Annotated in this window: 18 protein-coding genes and 13 tRNA genes; 8 read left to right on the top strand and 23 right to left on the bottom strand. The window is 65.8% G+C overall.

Annotated elements, in window-relative coordinates; all coding sequences use genetic code 11:
* Window positions 1-24: 24 nt before the first annotated feature.
* From Ahu01nite_RS12390 to Ahu01nite_RS12370, 5 genes are read right to left on the bottom strand one after another with little or no spacing between them, the layout of a single operon-like run.
* Window positions 25-480, bottom strand: coding sequence for an SRPBCC family protein (locus Ahu01nite_RS12390; RefSeq protein WP_203836622.1), 456 nt, complete (start codon window positions 478-480; stop codon window positions 25-27).
* A gap of 9 nt (window positions 481-489) precedes the next feature.
* Window positions 490-1,260 carry a MerR family transcriptional regulator gene (locus Ahu01nite_RS12385; protein WP_203836621.1) on the bottom strand — a complete coding sequence of 257 codons (771 nt, stop codon included), beginning with the start codon at window positions 1,258-1,260 and terminating at the stop codon, window positions 490-492.
* Window positions 1,261-1,265: 5 nt separating this feature from the next.
* Window positions 1,266-2,015: an ABC transporter permease gene (locus tag Ahu01nite_RS12380; protein ID WP_203836620.1), complete on the bottom strand. Its 750-nt coding sequence runs from the start codon at window positions 2,013-2,015 to the stop codon at window positions 1,266-1,268.
* On the bottom strand, window positions 2,012-2,800 hold the full coding sequence (locus tag Ahu01nite_RS12375; protein WP_275411734.1) for an ABC transporter ATP-binding protein: 789 nt from the start codon (window positions 2,798-2,800) through the stop codon (window positions 2,012-2,014). Before Ahu01nite_RS12375 ends, Ahu01nite_RS12380 begins: the two co-directional genes overlap by 4 nt.
* Before the next feature lie 13 nt (window positions 2,801-2,813).
* Window positions 2,814-3,278, bottom strand: coding sequence for a hypothetical protein (locus Ahu01nite_RS12370; protein ID WP_203836619.1), 465 nt, complete (start codon window positions 3,276-3,278; stop codon window positions 2,814-2,816).
* Between Ahu01nite_RS12370 and Ahu01nite_RS12365 the strand changes: the two genes are divergently transcribed.
* Both Ahu01nite_RS12365 and Ahu01nite_RS12360 read left to right on the top strand, forming a co-directional pair.
* Window positions 3,265-3,666 (top strand): hypothetical protein, encoded by a 402-nt coding sequence (locus Ahu01nite_RS12365; protein ID WP_203836618.1) that lies wholly within the window; start codon window positions 3,265-3,267, stop codon window positions 3,664-3,666. The genes Ahu01nite_RS12370 and Ahu01nite_RS12365 overlap by 14 nt on opposite strands.
* A 131-nt stretch (window positions 3,667-3,797) precedes the next feature.
* Window positions 3,798-4,931 (top strand): hypothetical protein, encoded by a 1,134-nt coding sequence (locus tag Ahu01nite_RS12360; protein WP_203836617.1) that lies wholly within the window; start codon window positions 3,798-3,800, stop codon window positions 4,929-4,931.
* Between the two features lie 212 nt (window positions 4,932-5,143).
* On the opposite strand, the gene Ahu01nite_RS12355 is transcribed toward Ahu01nite_RS12360, so the two are convergent.
* Window positions 5,144-5,216: transfer RNA gene (locus Ahu01nite_RS12355), tRNA-Arg, on the bottom strand.
* Window positions 5,217-5,593: 377 nt separating this feature from the next.
* On the opposite strand from Ahu01nite_RS12355, the gene Ahu01nite_RS12350 reads away from it, so the two are divergent.
* The 4 genes from Ahu01nite_RS12350 to Ahu01nite_RS12335 all read left to right on the top strand — a co-directional run bounded on the left by Ahu01nite_RS12350 (window position 5,594) and on the right by Ahu01nite_RS12335 (window position 7,837).
* The gene (locus Ahu01nite_RS12350; protein WP_203836616.1) at window positions 5,594-5,923 is read left to right on the top strand and encodes a hypothetical protein; all 330 of its coding nucleotides are present in this window, start codon (window positions 5,594-5,596) and stop codon (window positions 5,921-5,923) included.
* Window positions 5,920-7,188, top strand: a complete 1,269-nt coding sequence (locus Ahu01nite_RS50340; protein ID WP_239158798.1) for a hypothetical protein — start codon at window positions 5,920-5,922, stop codon at window positions 7,186-7,188. Before Ahu01nite_RS12350 ends, Ahu01nite_RS50340 begins: the two co-directional genes overlap by 4 nt.
* Before the next feature lie 31 nt (window positions 7,189-7,219).
* Entirely contained in the window at window positions 7,220-7,522 is a 303-nt protein-coding gene (locus tag Ahu01nite_RS12340) for a hypothetical protein (protein WP_203836615.1), read from the top strand.
* Window positions 7,523-7,612: 90 nt separating this feature from the next.
* Window positions 7,613-7,837: a hypothetical protein gene (locus tag Ahu01nite_RS12335; protein WP_203836614.1), complete on the top strand. Its 225-nt coding sequence runs from the start codon at window positions 7,613-7,615 to the stop codon at window positions 7,835-7,837.
* Window positions 7,838-7,928: 91 nt separating this feature from the next.
* On the opposite strand, the gene Ahu01nite_RS12330 is transcribed toward Ahu01nite_RS12335, so the two are convergent.
* Window positions 7,929-8,264 carry a hypothetical protein gene (locus Ahu01nite_RS12330; protein WP_203836613.1) on the bottom strand — a complete coding sequence of 112 codons (336 nt, stop codon included), beginning with the start codon at window positions 8,262-8,264 and terminating at the stop codon, window positions 7,929-7,931.
* A 49-nt stretch (window positions 8,265-8,313) separates the two neighbouring features.
* On the opposite strand from Ahu01nite_RS12330, the gene Ahu01nite_RS12325 reads away from it, so the two are divergent.
* The gene (locus Ahu01nite_RS12325; protein WP_203836612.1) at window positions 8,314-9,177 is read left to right on the top strand and encodes an NAD-dependent epimerase/dehydratase family protein; all 864 of its coding nucleotides are present in this window, start codon (window positions 8,314-8,316) and stop codon (window positions 9,175-9,177) included.
* Between the two features lie 40 nt (window positions 9,178-9,217).
* On the opposite strand, the gene Ahu01nite_RS12320 is transcribed toward Ahu01nite_RS12325, so the two are convergent.
* The 12 genes from Ahu01nite_RS12320 to Ahu01nite_RS12265 form a co-directional block, all read right to left on the bottom strand.
* Window positions 9,218-9,291 (bottom strand) — tRNA-Glu (locus Ahu01nite_RS12320).
* Window positions 9,292-9,305: 14 nt separating this feature from the next.
* Window positions 9,306-9,379: transfer RNA gene (locus Ahu01nite_RS12315), tRNA-Ser, on the bottom strand.
* A gap of 3 nt (window positions 9,380-9,382) precedes the next feature.
* Window positions 9,383-9,455: transfer RNA gene (locus Ahu01nite_RS12310), tRNA-Met, on the bottom strand.
* Window positions 9,456-9,457: 2 nt separating this feature from the next.
* Window positions 9,458-9,530, bottom strand: a tRNA-Lys gene (locus Ahu01nite_RS12305).
* A gap of 41 nt (window positions 9,531-9,571) precedes the next feature.
* A tRNA-Ser gene (locus Ahu01nite_RS12300) sits at window positions 9,572-9,660 on the bottom strand.
* A gap of 51 nt (window positions 9,661-9,711) precedes the next feature.
* Window positions 9,712-9,785 (bottom strand) — tRNA-Arg (locus Ahu01nite_RS12295).
* A gap of 4 nt (window positions 9,786-9,789) precedes the next feature.
* A tRNA-Asp gene (locus Ahu01nite_RS12290) sits at window positions 9,790-9,862 on the bottom strand.
* Between the two features lie 3 nt (window positions 9,863-9,865).
* Window positions 9,866-9,938 (bottom strand) — tRNA-Leu (locus Ahu01nite_RS12285).
* Between the two features lie 9 nt (window positions 9,939-9,947).
* A tRNA-Gln gene (locus tag Ahu01nite_RS12280) sits at window positions 9,948-10,021 on the bottom strand.
* Between the two features lie 5 nt (window positions 10,022-10,026).
* Window positions 10,027-10,097: transfer RNA gene (locus Ahu01nite_RS12275), tRNA-Gly, on the bottom strand.
* Between the two features lies 1 nt (window position 10,098).
* Window positions 10,099-10,172: transfer RNA gene (locus tag Ahu01nite_RS12270), tRNA-Glu, on the bottom strand.
* Between the two features lie 69 nt (window positions 10,173-10,241).
* Window positions 10,242-10,313 (bottom strand) — tRNA-Trp (locus tag Ahu01nite_RS12265).
* Window positions 10,314-10,785: 472 nt separating this feature from the next.
* Here Ahu01nite_RS12265 and Ahu01nite_RS12260 point away from each other — a divergent pair.
* Window positions 10,786-11,025: an SGNH/GDSL hydrolase family protein gene (locus Ahu01nite_RS12260; RefSeq protein WP_239158797.1), complete on the top strand. Its 240-nt coding sequence runs from the start codon at window positions 10,786-10,788 to the stop codon at window positions 11,023-11,025.
* Here Ahu01nite_RS12260 and Ahu01nite_RS12255 read toward each other — a convergent pair.
* From Ahu01nite_RS12255 to Ahu01nite_RS12240, 4 genes are all read right to left on the bottom strand, one after another.
* On the bottom strand, window positions 11,022-11,363 hold the full coding sequence (locus Ahu01nite_RS12255; RefSeq protein ID WP_203836611.1) for an RNA polymerase sigma factor: 342 nt from the start codon (window positions 11,361-11,363) through the stop codon (window positions 11,022-11,024). The genes Ahu01nite_RS12260 and Ahu01nite_RS12255 overlap by 4 nt on opposite strands.
* 133 nt (window positions 11,364-11,496) lie before the next feature.
* On the bottom strand, window positions 11,497-12,624 hold the full coding sequence (locus Ahu01nite_RS12250) for a Gfo/Idh/MocA family protein (protein WP_203836610.1): 1,128 nt from the start codon (window positions 12,622-12,624) through the stop codon (window positions 11,497-11,499).
* Window positions 12,625-12,820: 196 nt separating this feature from the next.
* Window positions 12,821-14,800 (bottom strand): glycosyl hydrolase family 28-related protein, encoded by a 1,980-nt coding sequence (locus Ahu01nite_RS12245; protein ID WP_438874769.1) that lies wholly within the window; start codon window positions 14,798-14,800, stop codon window positions 12,821-12,823.
* 104 nt (window positions 14,801-14,904) lie between these two features.
* Window positions 14,905-15,399 carry a hypothetical protein gene (locus Ahu01nite_RS12240; protein ID WP_203836609.1) on the bottom strand — a complete coding sequence of 165 codons (495 nt, stop codon included), beginning with the start codon at window positions 15,397-15,399 and terminating at the stop codon, window positions 14,905-14,907.
* Window positions 15,400-15,413 lie beyond the last annotated feature (14 nt).

Here is a 15,413-nt window from a genome sequence, read left to right as displayed (position 1 = left end):
GCTTTTTGTGGCCGCCGAGCGCGCCTACTTGCCCTCGACCTCACGGGCCATCGCGCGCAGCATCATTACGAAACCCGCCTTGCCGACCAGGGACAACAGCGGCGCACCGAACCGGGTCACCCGCACCGGCGTCACCGTCACGTCCTCGTCCCAGACGACCTGGCACCGGCCGCCGGGCAGGGGCGTCACCGAGAACCAGGCCCGGCCGTGCAACACGCGACCGACCTTCACCACCTCGCACAGCCCCCGCTTGTCGCCGTCCGGCGGCTCCCACCGGACCACCCGCATCGGATCGTCGAACGCGACCGGCCCGAGCCCGGTCCGTCCGACAAACTCCGCCCCGACCCCATCGGCCCGATCCGTCGTCACCCACACGCGCGTGAGCGGCACCCAGTCCCCGTGCCGCGGCCAATCAACCAGGGCGTCCCAGACCTTCGTCGCGGGTGCGCCCACCTCCGAGCTCACCGTGAATCTGGCCATGGCTCGAAGCTACTCCGTCACGCGCTCCATCCGGGTCCAACTGACCCAGCCGCGCTCACGCATGAGTTCCCGCATCCGGGCCGCCCGCGGGTCGTACTCCACAGCGAGAGCGTCCAGGAGATCGAACGGCAGCTCGTCCTTCGCATCCGGATCGAGGTCAGTGTGCCCGGCAGCGGCCGCCTGCTCGGCGAGCTCAGCCATGATGTCGGCGGCCTCCACCAGAAGTGGCTCGTCGATCGCCGTGCTGTCAGCGATCGTGGAGAGGATCTGGTAGAGCTTCACGACCCTCGGGTCCTTCAGCTCCTCGAATTTCGCCGGAATCCATTCGCGGACGCGATCGGGCCAGCGAGCCGTGATCAGGATCCACCCGTCCCGCTCACCCTCCAATACCCGCCCCTTCACCCCGATCTCCCGGAGCCGATTGAGATAGCCGATCACCTCCGGCGGGAGCGTCAGGCCGTCACCACTGGTGAGCTGGGCGATCTGCTTACGGCTGGTCTCCAACCGATCGATCTCGCTCCGCAGCTGATCATCGATCTGCGCGATCGCCTCGGCGAAGGCCGGCGCATCGGCTTCGAGCATCCGAGCGATCCGAGCCAGCGGCACCCCGGCATCGGCGAGAGTGCGGATCTTGACGAGCCGCAGGACCGCCGTCGGCCCGTACCGTCGATATCCGGAAGCATCCCGCTCCGGCTCGGGCAGCAGTCCGATCTGGTGGTAGTGCCGCACCGCCCGCACGGTAACGCCGGAGTAGGTCGCCAATTGGCTGATCGTCAGCATGCTCGTCAGGCGATCTTGCGGCGGTAGGTGAGGGTAGCCAGCACGTAGGCGACCACGAGGACGCCGAGGCACCACCCGAGGGCGATCCAGACACCATTACCGACGGGCTCCTGGGCGAACAGATCCCGGATCGTGTTGACGATAGCGGTCGCCGGCTGATGCTCCGCGAAAGCACGCACCGGGCCGGGCATGGAATCGGTGGGCACAAAAGCCGAACTGATGAACGGCAGAAATATCAGCGGGTACGAGAAAGCGCTCGCGCCGTCCACCGACTTCGCGGTCAGCCCGGGAATCACGGCGATCCACGTCAGCGCGAGCGTGAACAACACCAGAATCCCGGCAACCCCGAGCCACGCCCAGAAGTTCGCCCCGCTCCGGAACCCCATCACCAGCGCAACGAGGACAACGACCACCAGCGAGATCAGATTGGCGACCAGCGACGTCAGCACATGCGCCCACAACACGGCGGACCGCGCGATCGGCATCGACTGGAAGCGCTCGAAGATCCCACTCTGCAGATCCAGGAACAACCGATAGGCGGTGTACGCGATCCCCGACGCGATCGTGATGAGCAGAATCCCGGGCAGCTGATAGTTGACGTACGAGTCCGACCCCGTCCGGATCGCGCCCCCGAACACGTAGACGAACAACAGCATGAAGCCAACCGGCATGATCGCAGTCGTGATGATGGTGTCCGGGCTGCGCGCGATATGGCGCAGCGACCGACTCAGCAGAGTAGCGGTGTCCCGAATCATTTCCGGCTCCCCACCAGGCTCAGAAAGACATCCTCGAGCGTCGGCTGCTTCTCGACATACTCCACCTCGGCGGCCGGCAACAACCGCTTGAGCTCCTGCAGCGTCCCGTTCACCAGGATCCGCCCCTCATGCAGGATCGCGATCCGGTCGGCGAGTTGCTCCGCCTCATCCAGATACTGCGTCGTGAGCAGCACGGTCGTGCCACCCTTCGCGAGCTCCTTCACCGCCGCCCACACCTCGATCCGCCCCTCCGGATCAAGCCCGGCGGTCGGCTCATCCAGAAAAATAACCGGCGGCTCCCCGATCAGGCTCATGGCGATGTCCAGCCGTCGCCGCATCCCCCCGGAATAGGTCGCCACCCGCCGCCCGCCGGCCTCACTCAGCGAGAACTGCCCCAGCAGCTCATCCGCGATCGCACCCGGCCCCTCGAGATGCCGCAGCTTGGCAACCAGAACAAGATTCTCCCGCCCGGTCAGAATCTCGTCCACCGCCGCAAACTGCCCGGTAAGACTGATCGACCTCCGAACCTCCGCGGCCTGCATCCCGACATCAAATCCGTTGACCTGCGCGGCCCCGCCATCCGCCTTCACCAAGGTGGCCAGAATCTTCACCACGGTGGTCTTCCCGGCCCCATTCGACCCGAGCAACGCAAAAATGCTCCCCTTCGCCACCTCAAACTCCACGCCGCGCAACACACGCAGCTCCTTGAACGACTTCTCCAGGCCATGAACCCGAATCGCCTCACCACTCATGCCCGCCAGCATGGAGGGTTGACGCAGCGTCATAGTCAAGCCCGCCCTAGGCAGGCTGCCCCCGCATCTTCCGGACCTGCGGAAGGTACAGCGCCCCCACCGCCGGATACTTCTGACAGGCCTGCTCGGCGCGGTCCAGGCTGTCGACCTCGCCGGTGGCCCGGAAGTGCTTCACCAGCACCAGCACCAGCTCCTCGGCCCGCCTGTCGGTCACTTCGGAGGGGCTCATCCGGACGACAACGTCGGCGAGCATCACCGTCGCGAGGTAGAGAGCAGAGGAATCGCGCGTGTCCTCGTACTTGTAGAGCTGCAGCTGGGCCAGCAGCCTCTGCAACTGAGTGATCAACTCATCCTGACGATGAAGCCACCAGCCCACCTCATCCGCGAGCGCCTCAGCCACCGCGCGGTCGCGCCCCACATCACGGACCGTCAGCAACTCGGCCGCACAGGCGAGGGTCACAGGAACATCATCCGGCCAGGCCGGATCAAACCGGCGATTGAGCAGCTTCACAATCACCCCGCCGGCCCGGAACCACTCCGCGGACCCCGCCGCCCCCGCCCAACAAGAAAAGCCGGAGCCCGACGACCGGCTCGCGCTGGTCGCCCAACTCGCTGCCGACACAGTCATCGACCGGCACGGGTGCGCCGAGATCCACGGCGTACCCGGCGACCAGCAGAGCCAGCTTCGCAAAGCCGTCCGCGCCCGCATCCGGCAAAGGACCGGCTTCGCCGTACGCACCCACCTGATCAACGGTGCCATCTACATCGAGTGCGACGAGGCATACAAGAAGTACGCCGGCGGGCACGGTAGAAACGCCGCAGAGGCGATGAGTGCCGCACTCAACGGCGAGCCGATACCCCAGCGGGAACGGGATTGGGTGATCCACTGGTCCACCTGAGGCGTCTCGTAAGGCGCCGATCGGCGGGGACCCGTTCCGCGACAGCTGACGGCTTCACCCACGCGAGTGAAGCCGTCAGAACCGTCGATAGGGTTGGCCGATCCATATCGGATTCATGATCGGGAGCACCGGTGGTTGATCCAGAAATTTTGGAACGGGCGGGCAATCTCAAGGGCGAGCTGGTGGCGTTCTCCCAGCAGCCCAGGTATGACCGTGCCGCGTCCGAGTTCCTCGACCGGTACGGCAGCGGGTCAGAGGAACTCGACGAGCAGCGGCTGATCCTGCTGTGGGACTGCTTCGTGCTGGAGCACAAGCTGGTCAACGGCCGCACCGTGGTGGAGCAGTTCGTCGCGGCGAACCCGCAGTTGCCCGAGGCGGAGCGGGAGATGCTGCTGGGCTGGCGGGACGTCGTGCAGGGCCCGTTCGAGGTGCTTCGCCGTGATGGTCCGGCGCTGCTGGTGCAGAGCCTGGTGGACGAGCTGACCTATCGGGTGCGTTCCAACATGGGGCCTGGCATCTTCCGGCGTACGCCACGCGGGTCTTTCCTCATCGCCCGCCTGGTCGCGGTCGGTGACGAGTGGATGCTGTCCGGGCCGATCACCCTGCTGCGCGCCGCTGACCGGGATATCGCGTACGGGTTGGCGATGGACATGGCATTGCGGACCCCGGAGGCGGTGTTCCGGAACCCGGACAAGCTGGCGCTGGCGTGGAAGCAGCAGCGCGCCGACCGGGACCGGTTCGTCAGGTTCTTCGGCGCCGACCTCGTCGTGGTCCCCGGTGAGCAGGCGCAGGACAGGTTGAACGCCTTCTACGCGTTTTGCCGGGAGGAGATCCTCGGCCGGCCGGAACCCGACGGACCACCCGCCGGAGTCGCGGTGACGTTGCCGCCGGCCATGGTCGACTCCGACACGGTGGCGCTGATCTATGACGAGACAGACGGGATCGGCTTCTACGCCGAGTTCGGCCTCGTCGCGCAGGCGTTCGCCAACCCCGACCTGCTGCGGCGCCGCCGGTGGCGTGAACACACGCTGGAGTACCTGCACGACGACAGCGTGGAGCCAATGGTGCTCCGGCGGCTGGCCGAGCAGGACCCGGAGAAGGCGACCATCGTGTTCCGGCGGCTGCTGAAGCGGCCGAAATTCGAGTGGAGCCGTGACGGCGAGAACCTGCTCCGCGAGGTCAAACCGGACTATTACACCCGGCCGCCACGTCCACACGTCAGCCCGGTGAGTGAACGACTGGCAGCGTTCGTCGCCCAGCAATGAGCCACAATCGCAGCGCAACCAGCCGCTGATCCGGCTGCAGGGCAGGTCAAGGTTTACGCAAGACAGCCCGACCCGAGGTGTATTCGATAGAGCGGGAGACCCAGCGGTGACCGTCGGAGTCCGGCCATCCGCCCCCACGCCCACAAACAAACAACCCGGACCTACGAAAACGTAGGTCCGGGCTATTCCGATGTCCCGAGACATCACACAGGTGCCCCCGGCAGGAATCGAACCTGCGACACACGGTTTAGGAAACCGATGCTCTATCCCCTGAGCTACGAGGGCCTACGGCCGACATCTTACCTACCACGTGATCCCCCCGGTTGTTCGGGCGCGCTGAGTGGTCTCCACCGGTGCTCCAGGGGAATGTCGGCGCTGGTGGTAGGACTCGCGATGGGTTTGGGTGCGCTGTGTACGAGATGCCGACATGTGACGTTCCGCGGTTGGTGGAGTTGGGCCTGGTGAGGCCCGGCTCGCGCAGGTTCTGGAGGCGCGTTGCCGTCTGGAAGGTTCGGTGGCGGTAAGTGACGGGGCAGATACAGAAAGCAGTCTTCGGTATTCTTCTGATGGATGTCAATGGATGTCGCGCTGCGGGGAGGCACGCGACACGGCGTTGACGAGGTAGGGCGGTGGGTGAATGTGGCCGAGCGTGAGGAGGGTCGATGAGCGAGGGGATGGCGTTTCCGGCTGAGACGGTCTTGCGGCACGCGGGCTCGGTCGGCGAAGCATCCGATGGCATGGCCCAGGCTCGGGATGCGGCGGCAACGGTTGCGATGGGCAGCGAGGCGTACGGCCAACTTTGCCAATTCCTGCCTGCGCTGCTCAACCCCTTGTTCAGCGGCGCTACCGACGTCCTGAGTGACGCGGTGGATGCGCTCGGGGAGACTGAGCTGAACCTGCGCGCGACAGCCTCTGCCATGACGGGCGCCGACTCCGGTAGTGCCCAACGGTTCCGGTCAGCCGTGGTTCCGGGCCTCGAACTGCCGCTATGACCGACAACCCCCTGGCCGCGAAGGCGGAAAGCTCGACAACCTGGTTCACCGGTCTCGGTTTGGCCGAGGACGCGGCGCAGATCAGCGACGGCATCCATGACAACAGCTGGGTTGACGGCACGCTGGGTGGCGTCGGCGGCACCTTGGATGTGCTCGGTGTGGTTGTCGACCCGCTCGGATCGCTGGTGGCCTGGGGCGTGAGCTGGCTGATGGAGCATGTCAGGCCGCTTCAGGAGGCCTTGGACTGGCTGGCCGGCCAGCCAGACGAGGTCGCTGCCCACGCCGCGACCTGGCGTAATGTCGCCGCGGCCACTATCGCCACCCAGCAGCGATACGCCGACGCTGTCCGATCGCAGACAGCGGAATGGTCTGGTTCCTCCGGCGATGCATATCGTGGGCATTCAGCCCTGCACCTGAATGTTCTCGGCGGTATCGCTAAGGCATCCGAAGCCATCTCTTACGCGGTGGAAGGTGCCGGACTGCTTGTCGGTCTGGTCCGGGGCATCGTCCGCGATCTGATAGCGCAATTCGTTGCCACGCTTGCCGCCCGTCTGCCTCAGTGGCTGGCAGAGGAAGGCCTGACTCTCGGTCTTGCCACCCCGGTGGTGATCGGTCAGGTGGCTGCCTTGGTCGCCAAATGGTTCGATCGCATCCAGGGCTTTGTCCGAGCGTTGCTCAACAGCCTGCGCCGACTGACCGGAAAGCTCGACGAACTGACCGGCGTGCTGGATGGACTCAAGCGGACACTCCACAAGCTCAGCCGCTCCGATCCGGCAGACGCCGCCTCGGAAGCCCCCTCCCCTCTCCGCCAGACCGGTGGCGAGTTGCGGCGTCCGCGTGGCGACATTGACTTCGAGGATGTGTGGGCGGATCGAGCTTATGAGTTGTTCAGGGCCGGCGACGACGAGCTGTCGGCGGTCGCTGCGGCTGCGCGAGAACACGGATTCAGCCCTGAGGACATCACGTTGATCAAAAATCATGTTTTTCGCGAGGAACACTTACTCGACCTGTACGGGGACAGCACCCTGGCTCGTTTCGATGCCAATCCACGTATGGCTGAGGCGTGGCAGCGGCTCGCTGACGGCAACCCACACCCGGCCGATATCGATCTGCTCAGGCACGAGCGCTTCGAGGCGGAGTACATGGCCAGCACCGGCGATCCAAGCTACGGCCGCGCGCACACCGCCACGAACGATGCCGGCTATACGTGGGATCCTGAAGCTGCGGCTCGGGACGGGGTCGGCTACCAGCGGAAGGACTACTGACGGTGCTCGGTAACTGTGGGCGGTGCCGGCCATGACCGCCTCGATCGGCATCTGGGCCGAAGGTGACCAGGGCGGTGAGGTGGTGCTTTATCGCTGGGAGGCCGATCAGCGGCACGGCTTCGTGACGTTCGAGGTTGAAGCGCAGAGGTTCAGGCCGGTAGATAGCAGTGGGCGACCTGTCGGCGACCTGTTGTTTGACTATGCCGCCGGTGAGGCCGTGGGGGCCGCGGAGGGTGTGGACCGGGGGTTGTTCGGCCAGGTGGTGGTTGCGATCATGCGGGCTTATCGGCGGGCGGGGGTGGCGCCGGCTACCGCTCATGCCTACTACTACTGAGGTGTTTGATCTTTTGCGGTTGGGTAACGGTAGGGTCTCACCCGCGCCGGGCGTCCGCTCGGTGGTTCCCTACAGTGAGGAACGCATGCAATGGCGATCTCCGTGAACCTCGACGCTGCTCTGGTCAAGGCCTACGAGTCCACTCCGCTGGCCGAGCTGGTCAACGCTCCTGTCACCGCGCTGGCCGGGGTCAGCGACGCGGACGGTGAGGCGCTGCAGAAGGCGTTCAACATCAAGACGGTTGGCGACCTCGCCGGCAACAAGTACATCAAGGCCGCTCAGGCGATTGCGGAACTGAGCCGCATCTCCAAGTAAGCCCCGACGGCGGCAGGTGTGGCGGGAACGTCGCGCCTGCCGTTTTCAGTTGAGCGTCAGTACGTCACCCGCGTGAATAGCCGCGGCAGTGTCAACGGGCGATGGTGGTCATTCCGGTGACGAAGAGCCAGGGGCGACCGGAGATCCGGTCGGTTCTTTCCACCGCGAATCGGGTCCTTCTGAGGACCCACACTCGCCCTACCCCTACGTGTACGCCGTCAGCGCGATCGACGACCAAAATTGTCTCGCCCGTGAGGCGGGTTCGGGGCGTGGGGTGGTCGACTCCGAGAACGCGGATGGGCCGGCCGGTGGCGGCGTCACGTAAGCGGGGGATGCCGGTGAATTCGACGGACCTGCCCACGACGACGAGGCCCCCGCGGTTGGGGATGTCGTGGACCTCGGTGATGACGAATTGCGGGGTGTCCATGGCGTGCCAGGATAGGGATGGAGATCACCAGGGACCAAGGGAGAGCGGCATGCCTCGTGTTGTTGTTACGGGTGGGGCGGGGAAGCTTGGGCGGGCGGTGGTTTCGGAGCTTGCGGCGTACGGATGGGATGTTGTTGTTTTTGATCGGGTGAAGCCGGCTGGGGCTGAGGCGGCGGCGGGGGCGGTGTTTGTTCCCGTTGATCTGACGGAGTACGGGCAGGTGCTCGACGCCATGCACGGGGTGGAGGAGCGGTACAGCGGGGTTGATGCGCTGGTGCATCTTGCGGCGATTCCGGCTCCGGGGATCGCGCCTGATCAGGTGACGTTCAGCAACAACATGAACTCCAGTTTCCACGTGGTGACGGCGGCTCGGCGGGCTGGCGTACGGAATATTGTGTGGGCTTCCAGTGAGACTGTGCTGGGGTTGCCGTTTGATGTTCCGCCGCCCTACATTCCGGTCGACGAAGAGTACGCACCGCGGCCTGAGTCGACGTATTCGCTGGTCAAGACGCTGGAGGAGCGGATGGCCGGTGAGCTCTGCCGGTGGGATCCGACGTTGAAGATGATCGGGCTGCGGTTCTCGAATGTGATGGAGCCGGCCGATTATGCGGCGTTCCCGTCGTTTGATGCCGATGCGCAGTTGCGGAAGTGGAATCTGTGGGGATATATCGATGCTCGCGATGGTGCGCAGGCGGTGCGGCTGGCCTTGGAGAGCGCGGCGACGGGCGCCGAGGTCTACATCATTGCCAATGCGGACACGGTGATGTCGCGGCCCAACGCGGAGTTGGTCGCTGAGGTGTTCCCGGGGGTCGAGATCCGCGGTGAGCTCGGGGTCAACGACACGTTGCTGTCGATCGGCAAGGCTCGGCGCGACCTGGGCTACGCGCCGCGCTTCAGCTGGCGCGACGAGTAGGCGCGACGAGTGGGTCTGCAGTGGATGGCACGGGGTTGAGTAGCGCGGACGGGACTTGAACCCGCAAATTCCCGGGTGAAAACCGGGCGACTCTACCTGTTCGTCCACCGCGCCTCGGGGGACGTTCGTGTTCCGACCTGGATTTGAACCAGGGTCCTCCGTCTTGTCGAAACGGCGCTCTACCAAGCTGAGCCATCGGAACGGGAGCGGGAGCCGGATTTGAACCGGCGATCTCGGGCTTATGAGGCCCGCGAGCACTCCGAGCTGCTCTGTCCCGCAGTACGCCGTGCAGGGTTCGAACCTGCGACAAGCCGATTAAAAGTCGGCCGCTCTACCCACTGAGCTAACGGCGCTTGCTGTGTCTTGCCTTGCAGAAAAGGCGGGCCTTGCCTTGCGGAGGAGGGCGGGGTCGAACCGCCACGGGTGTTGAGCCCCAACCGTTTTCGAGACGGTGGCCGGCGCCGGCTGTCGGCTGGCTCCTCCCTGTGAAGCTTGCGAAATCCCGCCGGTGAAGCTGCGAAATCCTGCAAAACGTGTCCCCAGCAGGATTCGAACCTGCGGCCTCGACGTTCGTAGCGTCGCGCGCTGTCCAGCTGCGCCATGGGGACCTTGCGCCGACGACGGGGATCGAACCCGCGACCTTCCGCTCGACAGGCGGATGCTCTACCAATTGAGCTACATCGACATGTACCCGGAGGGGGATTCGAACCCTCAACCTTCCGACCCTGAATCGGACGCCTCTACCGTTGGGCTACCCGGGCAAGATGTTGCTGCGAGCGGAGGACTCGAACCCCCAACCTCCCGGTTCAGAGCCGGGCGTGCTGCCAGATTGCACTAGCTCGCATCGCGAGCGGCTGCGGGGAGTCGAACCCCGGTATCCGCCATGGCAAGGCGGCGCACTGCCGTTGTGCTACAGCCGCGTCGTCCGTCCGGGGGTCGAACCCGGTCTTTCGGATCGAGAGTCCGATGGTCTACCTACCTCAGCCTCACGGACGTATTCTGCCGCCATTAAAATCGGCGGCAGGCATGTGCCATCCACTGTTTAATTACCAAATAGCAAAGCGCACGGGTGACAGGAATCGAACCTGCAACCTTCGGATTTGGAGGCCGGTGCTCTACCGTTGAGCTACACCCGTAGGGTACGAAAAAGCCGCCCCGTCCTCGGCTGAGGTGGGCGGCGCAGAAGCAGACTAAATCTGCTCTACCCGCACCATCGCTCCAGCTCACGGCCCTGCAGCGAGCGACCTCGCAGTGATACGCCACGCAGCGAGCGACCTCGCAGTGATCGCCAGACGAGCGACTCCCCGGCAAGCGATCCGCTGACCAGGGACTGTTCGACGAGAGACTGATCGACTGACGCGACGGACCATTTATCCTGCTGCGACCCGTTCTGCGACATGGCGTTCAACTCCCCTCAAGGTGGCTGTCCCCGTCAGCGTCGTTCGCTGCCGATGGATACAGCTTGCACCATGCCGCACAGCAGCGCCAGTGAATAAAATGGCGACATGCTTTTCACTACTGGACAGCGCATTGTCTTCATCGGCGACAGCATCACCGACTGCGACCGTCGGGGCGCGGCCGCGCCCTATGGGGACGGTTACGTCGATCATGATCGGGATCAATGACATCTGGCACGCCTTCGGCAGCCACCCCGACAGGGCAGTGCCCAGCGCGGCCGAGTTCGACGCCGTTGCCGTCCGTACCCAGGATGGGTTTGATGAGGTGCTGCGTTCGACGGCGTCGCGGGACTGGGCCGAGGACCGGATTCATCCGAACCGGTCCGGGCATGCGGTGATCGCGGAGGCGTACTTCAGCGCGCTGGAAGGCGTACCGAAAATAGGGGCCTAACCCAGGATGCGGGTGAGGATCAGGCGGTTGTCCTCTTCTTCGAGGTGGGCGCCGGAGGTGACCACCCGGTGGCGTTCGGCGGCCCGGTGGGCGGCGACCGCGGTGACCCAGGCGGGGATGTCGTCGTTCTGCGTGTGGTAGCGAGCCAGCCACCAGACCTCGACGAACGTGGCCTGCACGACGGCTTCGACGTCGTGGGGGTGGGAGAGGACGCGCTGGATCTCGCGGTAGGCGGCCTCGCACAGGGCGCCGTACAGCGTGCGGAGGGCTATGGGATCCCCGGCTGCTATGCGGCTGACCAGGCTCTGGTGCAGGCTCTGGTCGGACAGCATGGTCATAGCGACTCCCCGGTGATGGACCTCCGCCAGGGTCCGGAGCTATGTGGTATCTCATTCAACAACGGGAGGGGCCTTCAAGGCATTCACCCGCAAGAGTGACGTACGCGGCGAGTCCTCTGACGAGTACGTCACCTCAGGGGAGTGGCACCCAGTTTCCGGTGGCGGCCGAGAGGGACATGGCGTCGAGGGCTTCGGCGCTGCGGACGGCGTCGGTGAGGGTGGCGCCGTGCGGGGTGCCGGTGGTGATCGAGTGGACGAAGTGGCGGGCCTCGATGACTTTGAGGTCGTCGTAGCTCATGGGGTTGGCGGCGCCGGGCTGGAACGCTGCGTAGGCGCCGTCGCCCGGGCCTACGAAGACGGTGCCGACGGTGCTGAGGGAGAGTTCACCCATGCGGCGGTAGTCCCAGGCGAGCGCACCCTGCGTACCGTGGATCTCGAAGCCGTAGTTGTTCTGGTCCGCGACCGAGACCCGGCTCGCCTCCAGGATCACCCGGGCGCCTGACGCGAGGCGCAGCTGGGCCGACACGTAGTCCTCGTTCTCGACCGGCCCCAGCGTGCCGCCGTCGGCGCGGGCGTGGCCCGAGGTCGCCGAGGTGGGGATGGCACGGTCGGTGATGAAGATGGCCGTGTCCGCTACGAGCGCGGAGATGTCGCCCAAGAGGTGCCGGATCAGGTCGACGCCGTGCGAGGCAAGGTCTCCCAGCACCCCGTTGCCGCCGCGCTCGCGCGAGTATCGCCAGGTCAGGGCGCTTGACGGGTCGGCTGCGTAATCGCTGAGGAAACGGAAGCGCGCGTGGGTGACCGTGCCGATCCCGCCCTTGGCGATCACGGTGCGGGCGGTGTCGACGGCGGGGGCGTTGCGGTAGTTGAAGCCCACCGTGCCGGTCACGCCCGTGGAACTGGCGGCGTCGGCCACGGCGAGGGCGTCGGCGCGGGTCAGGCCGACCGGCTTTTCGATCCAGATGTGTTTACCGGCCCGGGCAAATGCCTCGCCGAGTTCGCGGTGCAGGAAATTCGGGGCGGTGATGCTGACCGCGTCGATCGCCGGGTCTGTCAGTAGTTCTCGCCAGTCCAGCGTGGACTTCGCGAATCCGTACGTGGTGGCTGCTTCTGCCGCACGGCCGGGGACTTCGTCGGCCACCGCGATCAGCTCCGGGCGTACCGACAGATCGGGGAAATGGTGGGGGAGTCGCAGATAGGCCTGCGTGTGCACCCGGCCCATCCACCCGAAACCCGCGATGGCAACTCCCAGAGTCCGCATCGACCGAGCTTAAGATGCGGCGTGCTGGCGCGGGAAGCCGTGAGACTGGCAGGCCGGGATCTGCCCGACCTGCCAGTTGTCGCGATTGTGCATCCCGGGAATGTGGCGTCGTGGCGGGTTGCCGAACGCGTTGGGCTGGAAAGGATCGGCACTACTCAGCGCGCGGACGGGCCGAGGCTGGTCTACGGCGCTGGGGCTAAGGCCAGGTAGTCGGGGCGGGCGGGGGGACGACCGGTGGGCGGTCGTTGCAGGTGATGGTGTTGGGGACGTACGGGCTGAGCCAGGCGCCGTCGTTTCTGCCGCGGTCGGTGAGGGTGAACTCGGAACCGGCCGGGGTGAAGTGGAAGGAGCCGCAGTTGTTCACGCCGACCGCGCCTACGTTGCGGGCGTCGACGTTTTCGAATGAGGCGGAGCCGGCTGTGCGGGCGCTGACGACCGAGGTGCCCGTACCGTCGATGTGGAGGTTTTTGAAGGCTACGTCGTTGATGGAGTAGAGGTCCTTCACGCCCCAGTCGCTGACCAGCAGGACGGCGTTGTAGGTGCTGTCGAGGTAATGGTCGCCGGTGACGCTGATGTCGGCGTTGATGCTGCCGTCGAGGGCGTAGAACCAGATGGCGCCGAGGCCGATGTTCCAGTTCAGTTCGAGTGTGCCCGCGCGTACGACGGAATTGTCCTTGATGGTCAGGGCGCCGGCGAACGGTTCGGCGCCGAAGCGGGAACCGACGTGCAGGCCGCTGCCCTCGCGGATCGGGTCGGCGATCAGGTTCGCGGAAATCGTGTTGTCCGTGCCGCCGTAGACGGCGATGCCGTTGGCCAGGGTCGGGGTCTGCACCGTGTTGTGGTCGAACGTGTTGCCGGAATCCGCCGTCTTCTCCGACCACAGGGCGAGGCCGTCGTCGCCGCTGTTACGCACGAAGTTGTTGCGTACCAGGGAATTGGTGACGCCGGTGTGGAAGTTCAGGCCGTCGGCGATCTGGTCGACAATGATGTTCCCGCTGATTCTCAGGTTGTCCATCGGGCCGTCGAACCACATGCCGACCTTGGTGTGCCGGATGTGCAGGCCCTCGATCGTGGAATTGCTGAGCGCGCCGCCGACGCCGTTGACCTGGTCGGTGTCGATCCGTTCGCGCACGTCGCCCTCGATGGCGAAATCGCGGAGGTGGACGTTGCTGCTGCCGCCTTCCTTGCCGTAAAAGCCGACCCCGGTGTGCACCGAACCGTCCGGGGCCGGAGTTGGGAGGGTCACCTGGTGGCCCTTGATGATCGTGTACCAGTTACCCGCGCCCTCGATGGTCACGTCGTCGACGATGATGTGCCGATTGACCTGGTAGGTGCCGGGTGGCACGTAGACCTTGAGCTTGGCCTTACGGGCGAACGCGATCGCCTTGTCGAATGCGGGCGCCGAATCGCGCCGGCCGGTCGGGTCGGCGCCGAAGAGCAGGACATTGGCGGCGACCAGCTCGACATGGGGAGCCGATACAAGTGAGGAGTCGAGCAGGTCGATCACGGTCGGCGAAGAAGCGGTGAGCCGAATGGTCGAACCCGCGCGGTAGGTCTTGCCGAGGAGAAGACGCTGCTCGTCGTAGAAGTGCATGGGGCGGAACGGCTTGGTGATCTCCGGCGCCGGTGAGGTGGCGGCGGGCACGCATGCACACTCGGTGATCCACCAGTCGGGGTGCAGCAGACCGGTCTGCGGGTCGTTGCTGAACGGGTACTGGTTGTAGAGATACGAGTACTGCGAGGTCAGCGTCATCGTGCGGGAGTCACGTCCGGCGGTGACTGTCAGCGGTGCCGTGATTCCGCCGCCACCCTGCGCATCGGGAATGGAGTAGCGGACGGTGATCGCATTGGTGGCCGCGGGGAGGGTGAACTCGACGTACTGGCCGGCGGCGAGCTGGACCGCCTTGCGGCCGGACGCCTCGGCGGGCAGGGAGTAGGCGCTGCGGTCCGGGCCGATGAGCGTGCCGGTGAAGCGGGCGTTCTCCGCCTCCTGCTCGGCGAAGTTCACGGCAGCACCACGACCGGCGACGAGTGCCGGATCGAGCCCGGCCCGGGTGACAAAAGGCGCGGGGGCGGCGTGGGCCGGGGTGGCGTTGAGGGAGACGGCGACAAGGGGGATAACGGCAAGGGCGGCCAGGCGCGGTGGAACGCTGCGCCGCCTCGCTTTCATCAGCATCGAGGGGCTTCTTTCTCCGGAGAAGGACGTGAGGGGACCTTAGGTCCTCTGTGATGAAACCCACAAGAGACTGTCCAGTGTTTGCAAGCTTTTGCTGCGAAATTTCAGCGAAGGGGCCGCACCGGGCCGGCAACATCCGGTTGGTACGCGTCGAGCAGCGCCCACAGGGGTGGGTGCTCGAGCGCCGCCTCGGCCACGGCGGGATCGGTCCGGTGGAGGAATGCCAGGTGGCGGGCGGCGTGGGCGATCACGTCGGCCCGATCGACGTGCGGCGGTGACGGGTTGAGGGCCGTACCCGTCGCGGTCGTGGCCCCTAAAGCTGGGAAGCGCTGTGCCGTGGCCGGATCCGGATCGGGGAGCGCCGCATAGGTGAGGACGATGCGCCCGCCGTCGAAGCGCCATGAGGTCGAGTGGATCAGCCGGCCGTTCACCGGCGGGCCGAAAGGCGGGCCGAAAGGCGGCCCGAAACCGGCCAGGCGCCGGGCTGCCGCGTCGGGGTGTTCGTTGTCGGCGAGGCTCTCCTCGGCGGCCCGGTAGGTGAGATGGCCGTCGTGCACGCCGATCAGGAGGGTCTCGACCGCGACCATGGCTAGATCCACATGGCAATGATCCG

Source organism: Winogradskya humida (assembly GCF_016862215.1).
GTDB lineage: Bacteria > Actinomycetota > Actinomycetes > Mycobacteriales > Micromonosporaceae > Actinoplanes > Actinoplanes humidus.
Note: the sequence above shows the minus strand (reverse complement) of the source record. Positions and strands in the feature narration are given on the sequence as shown.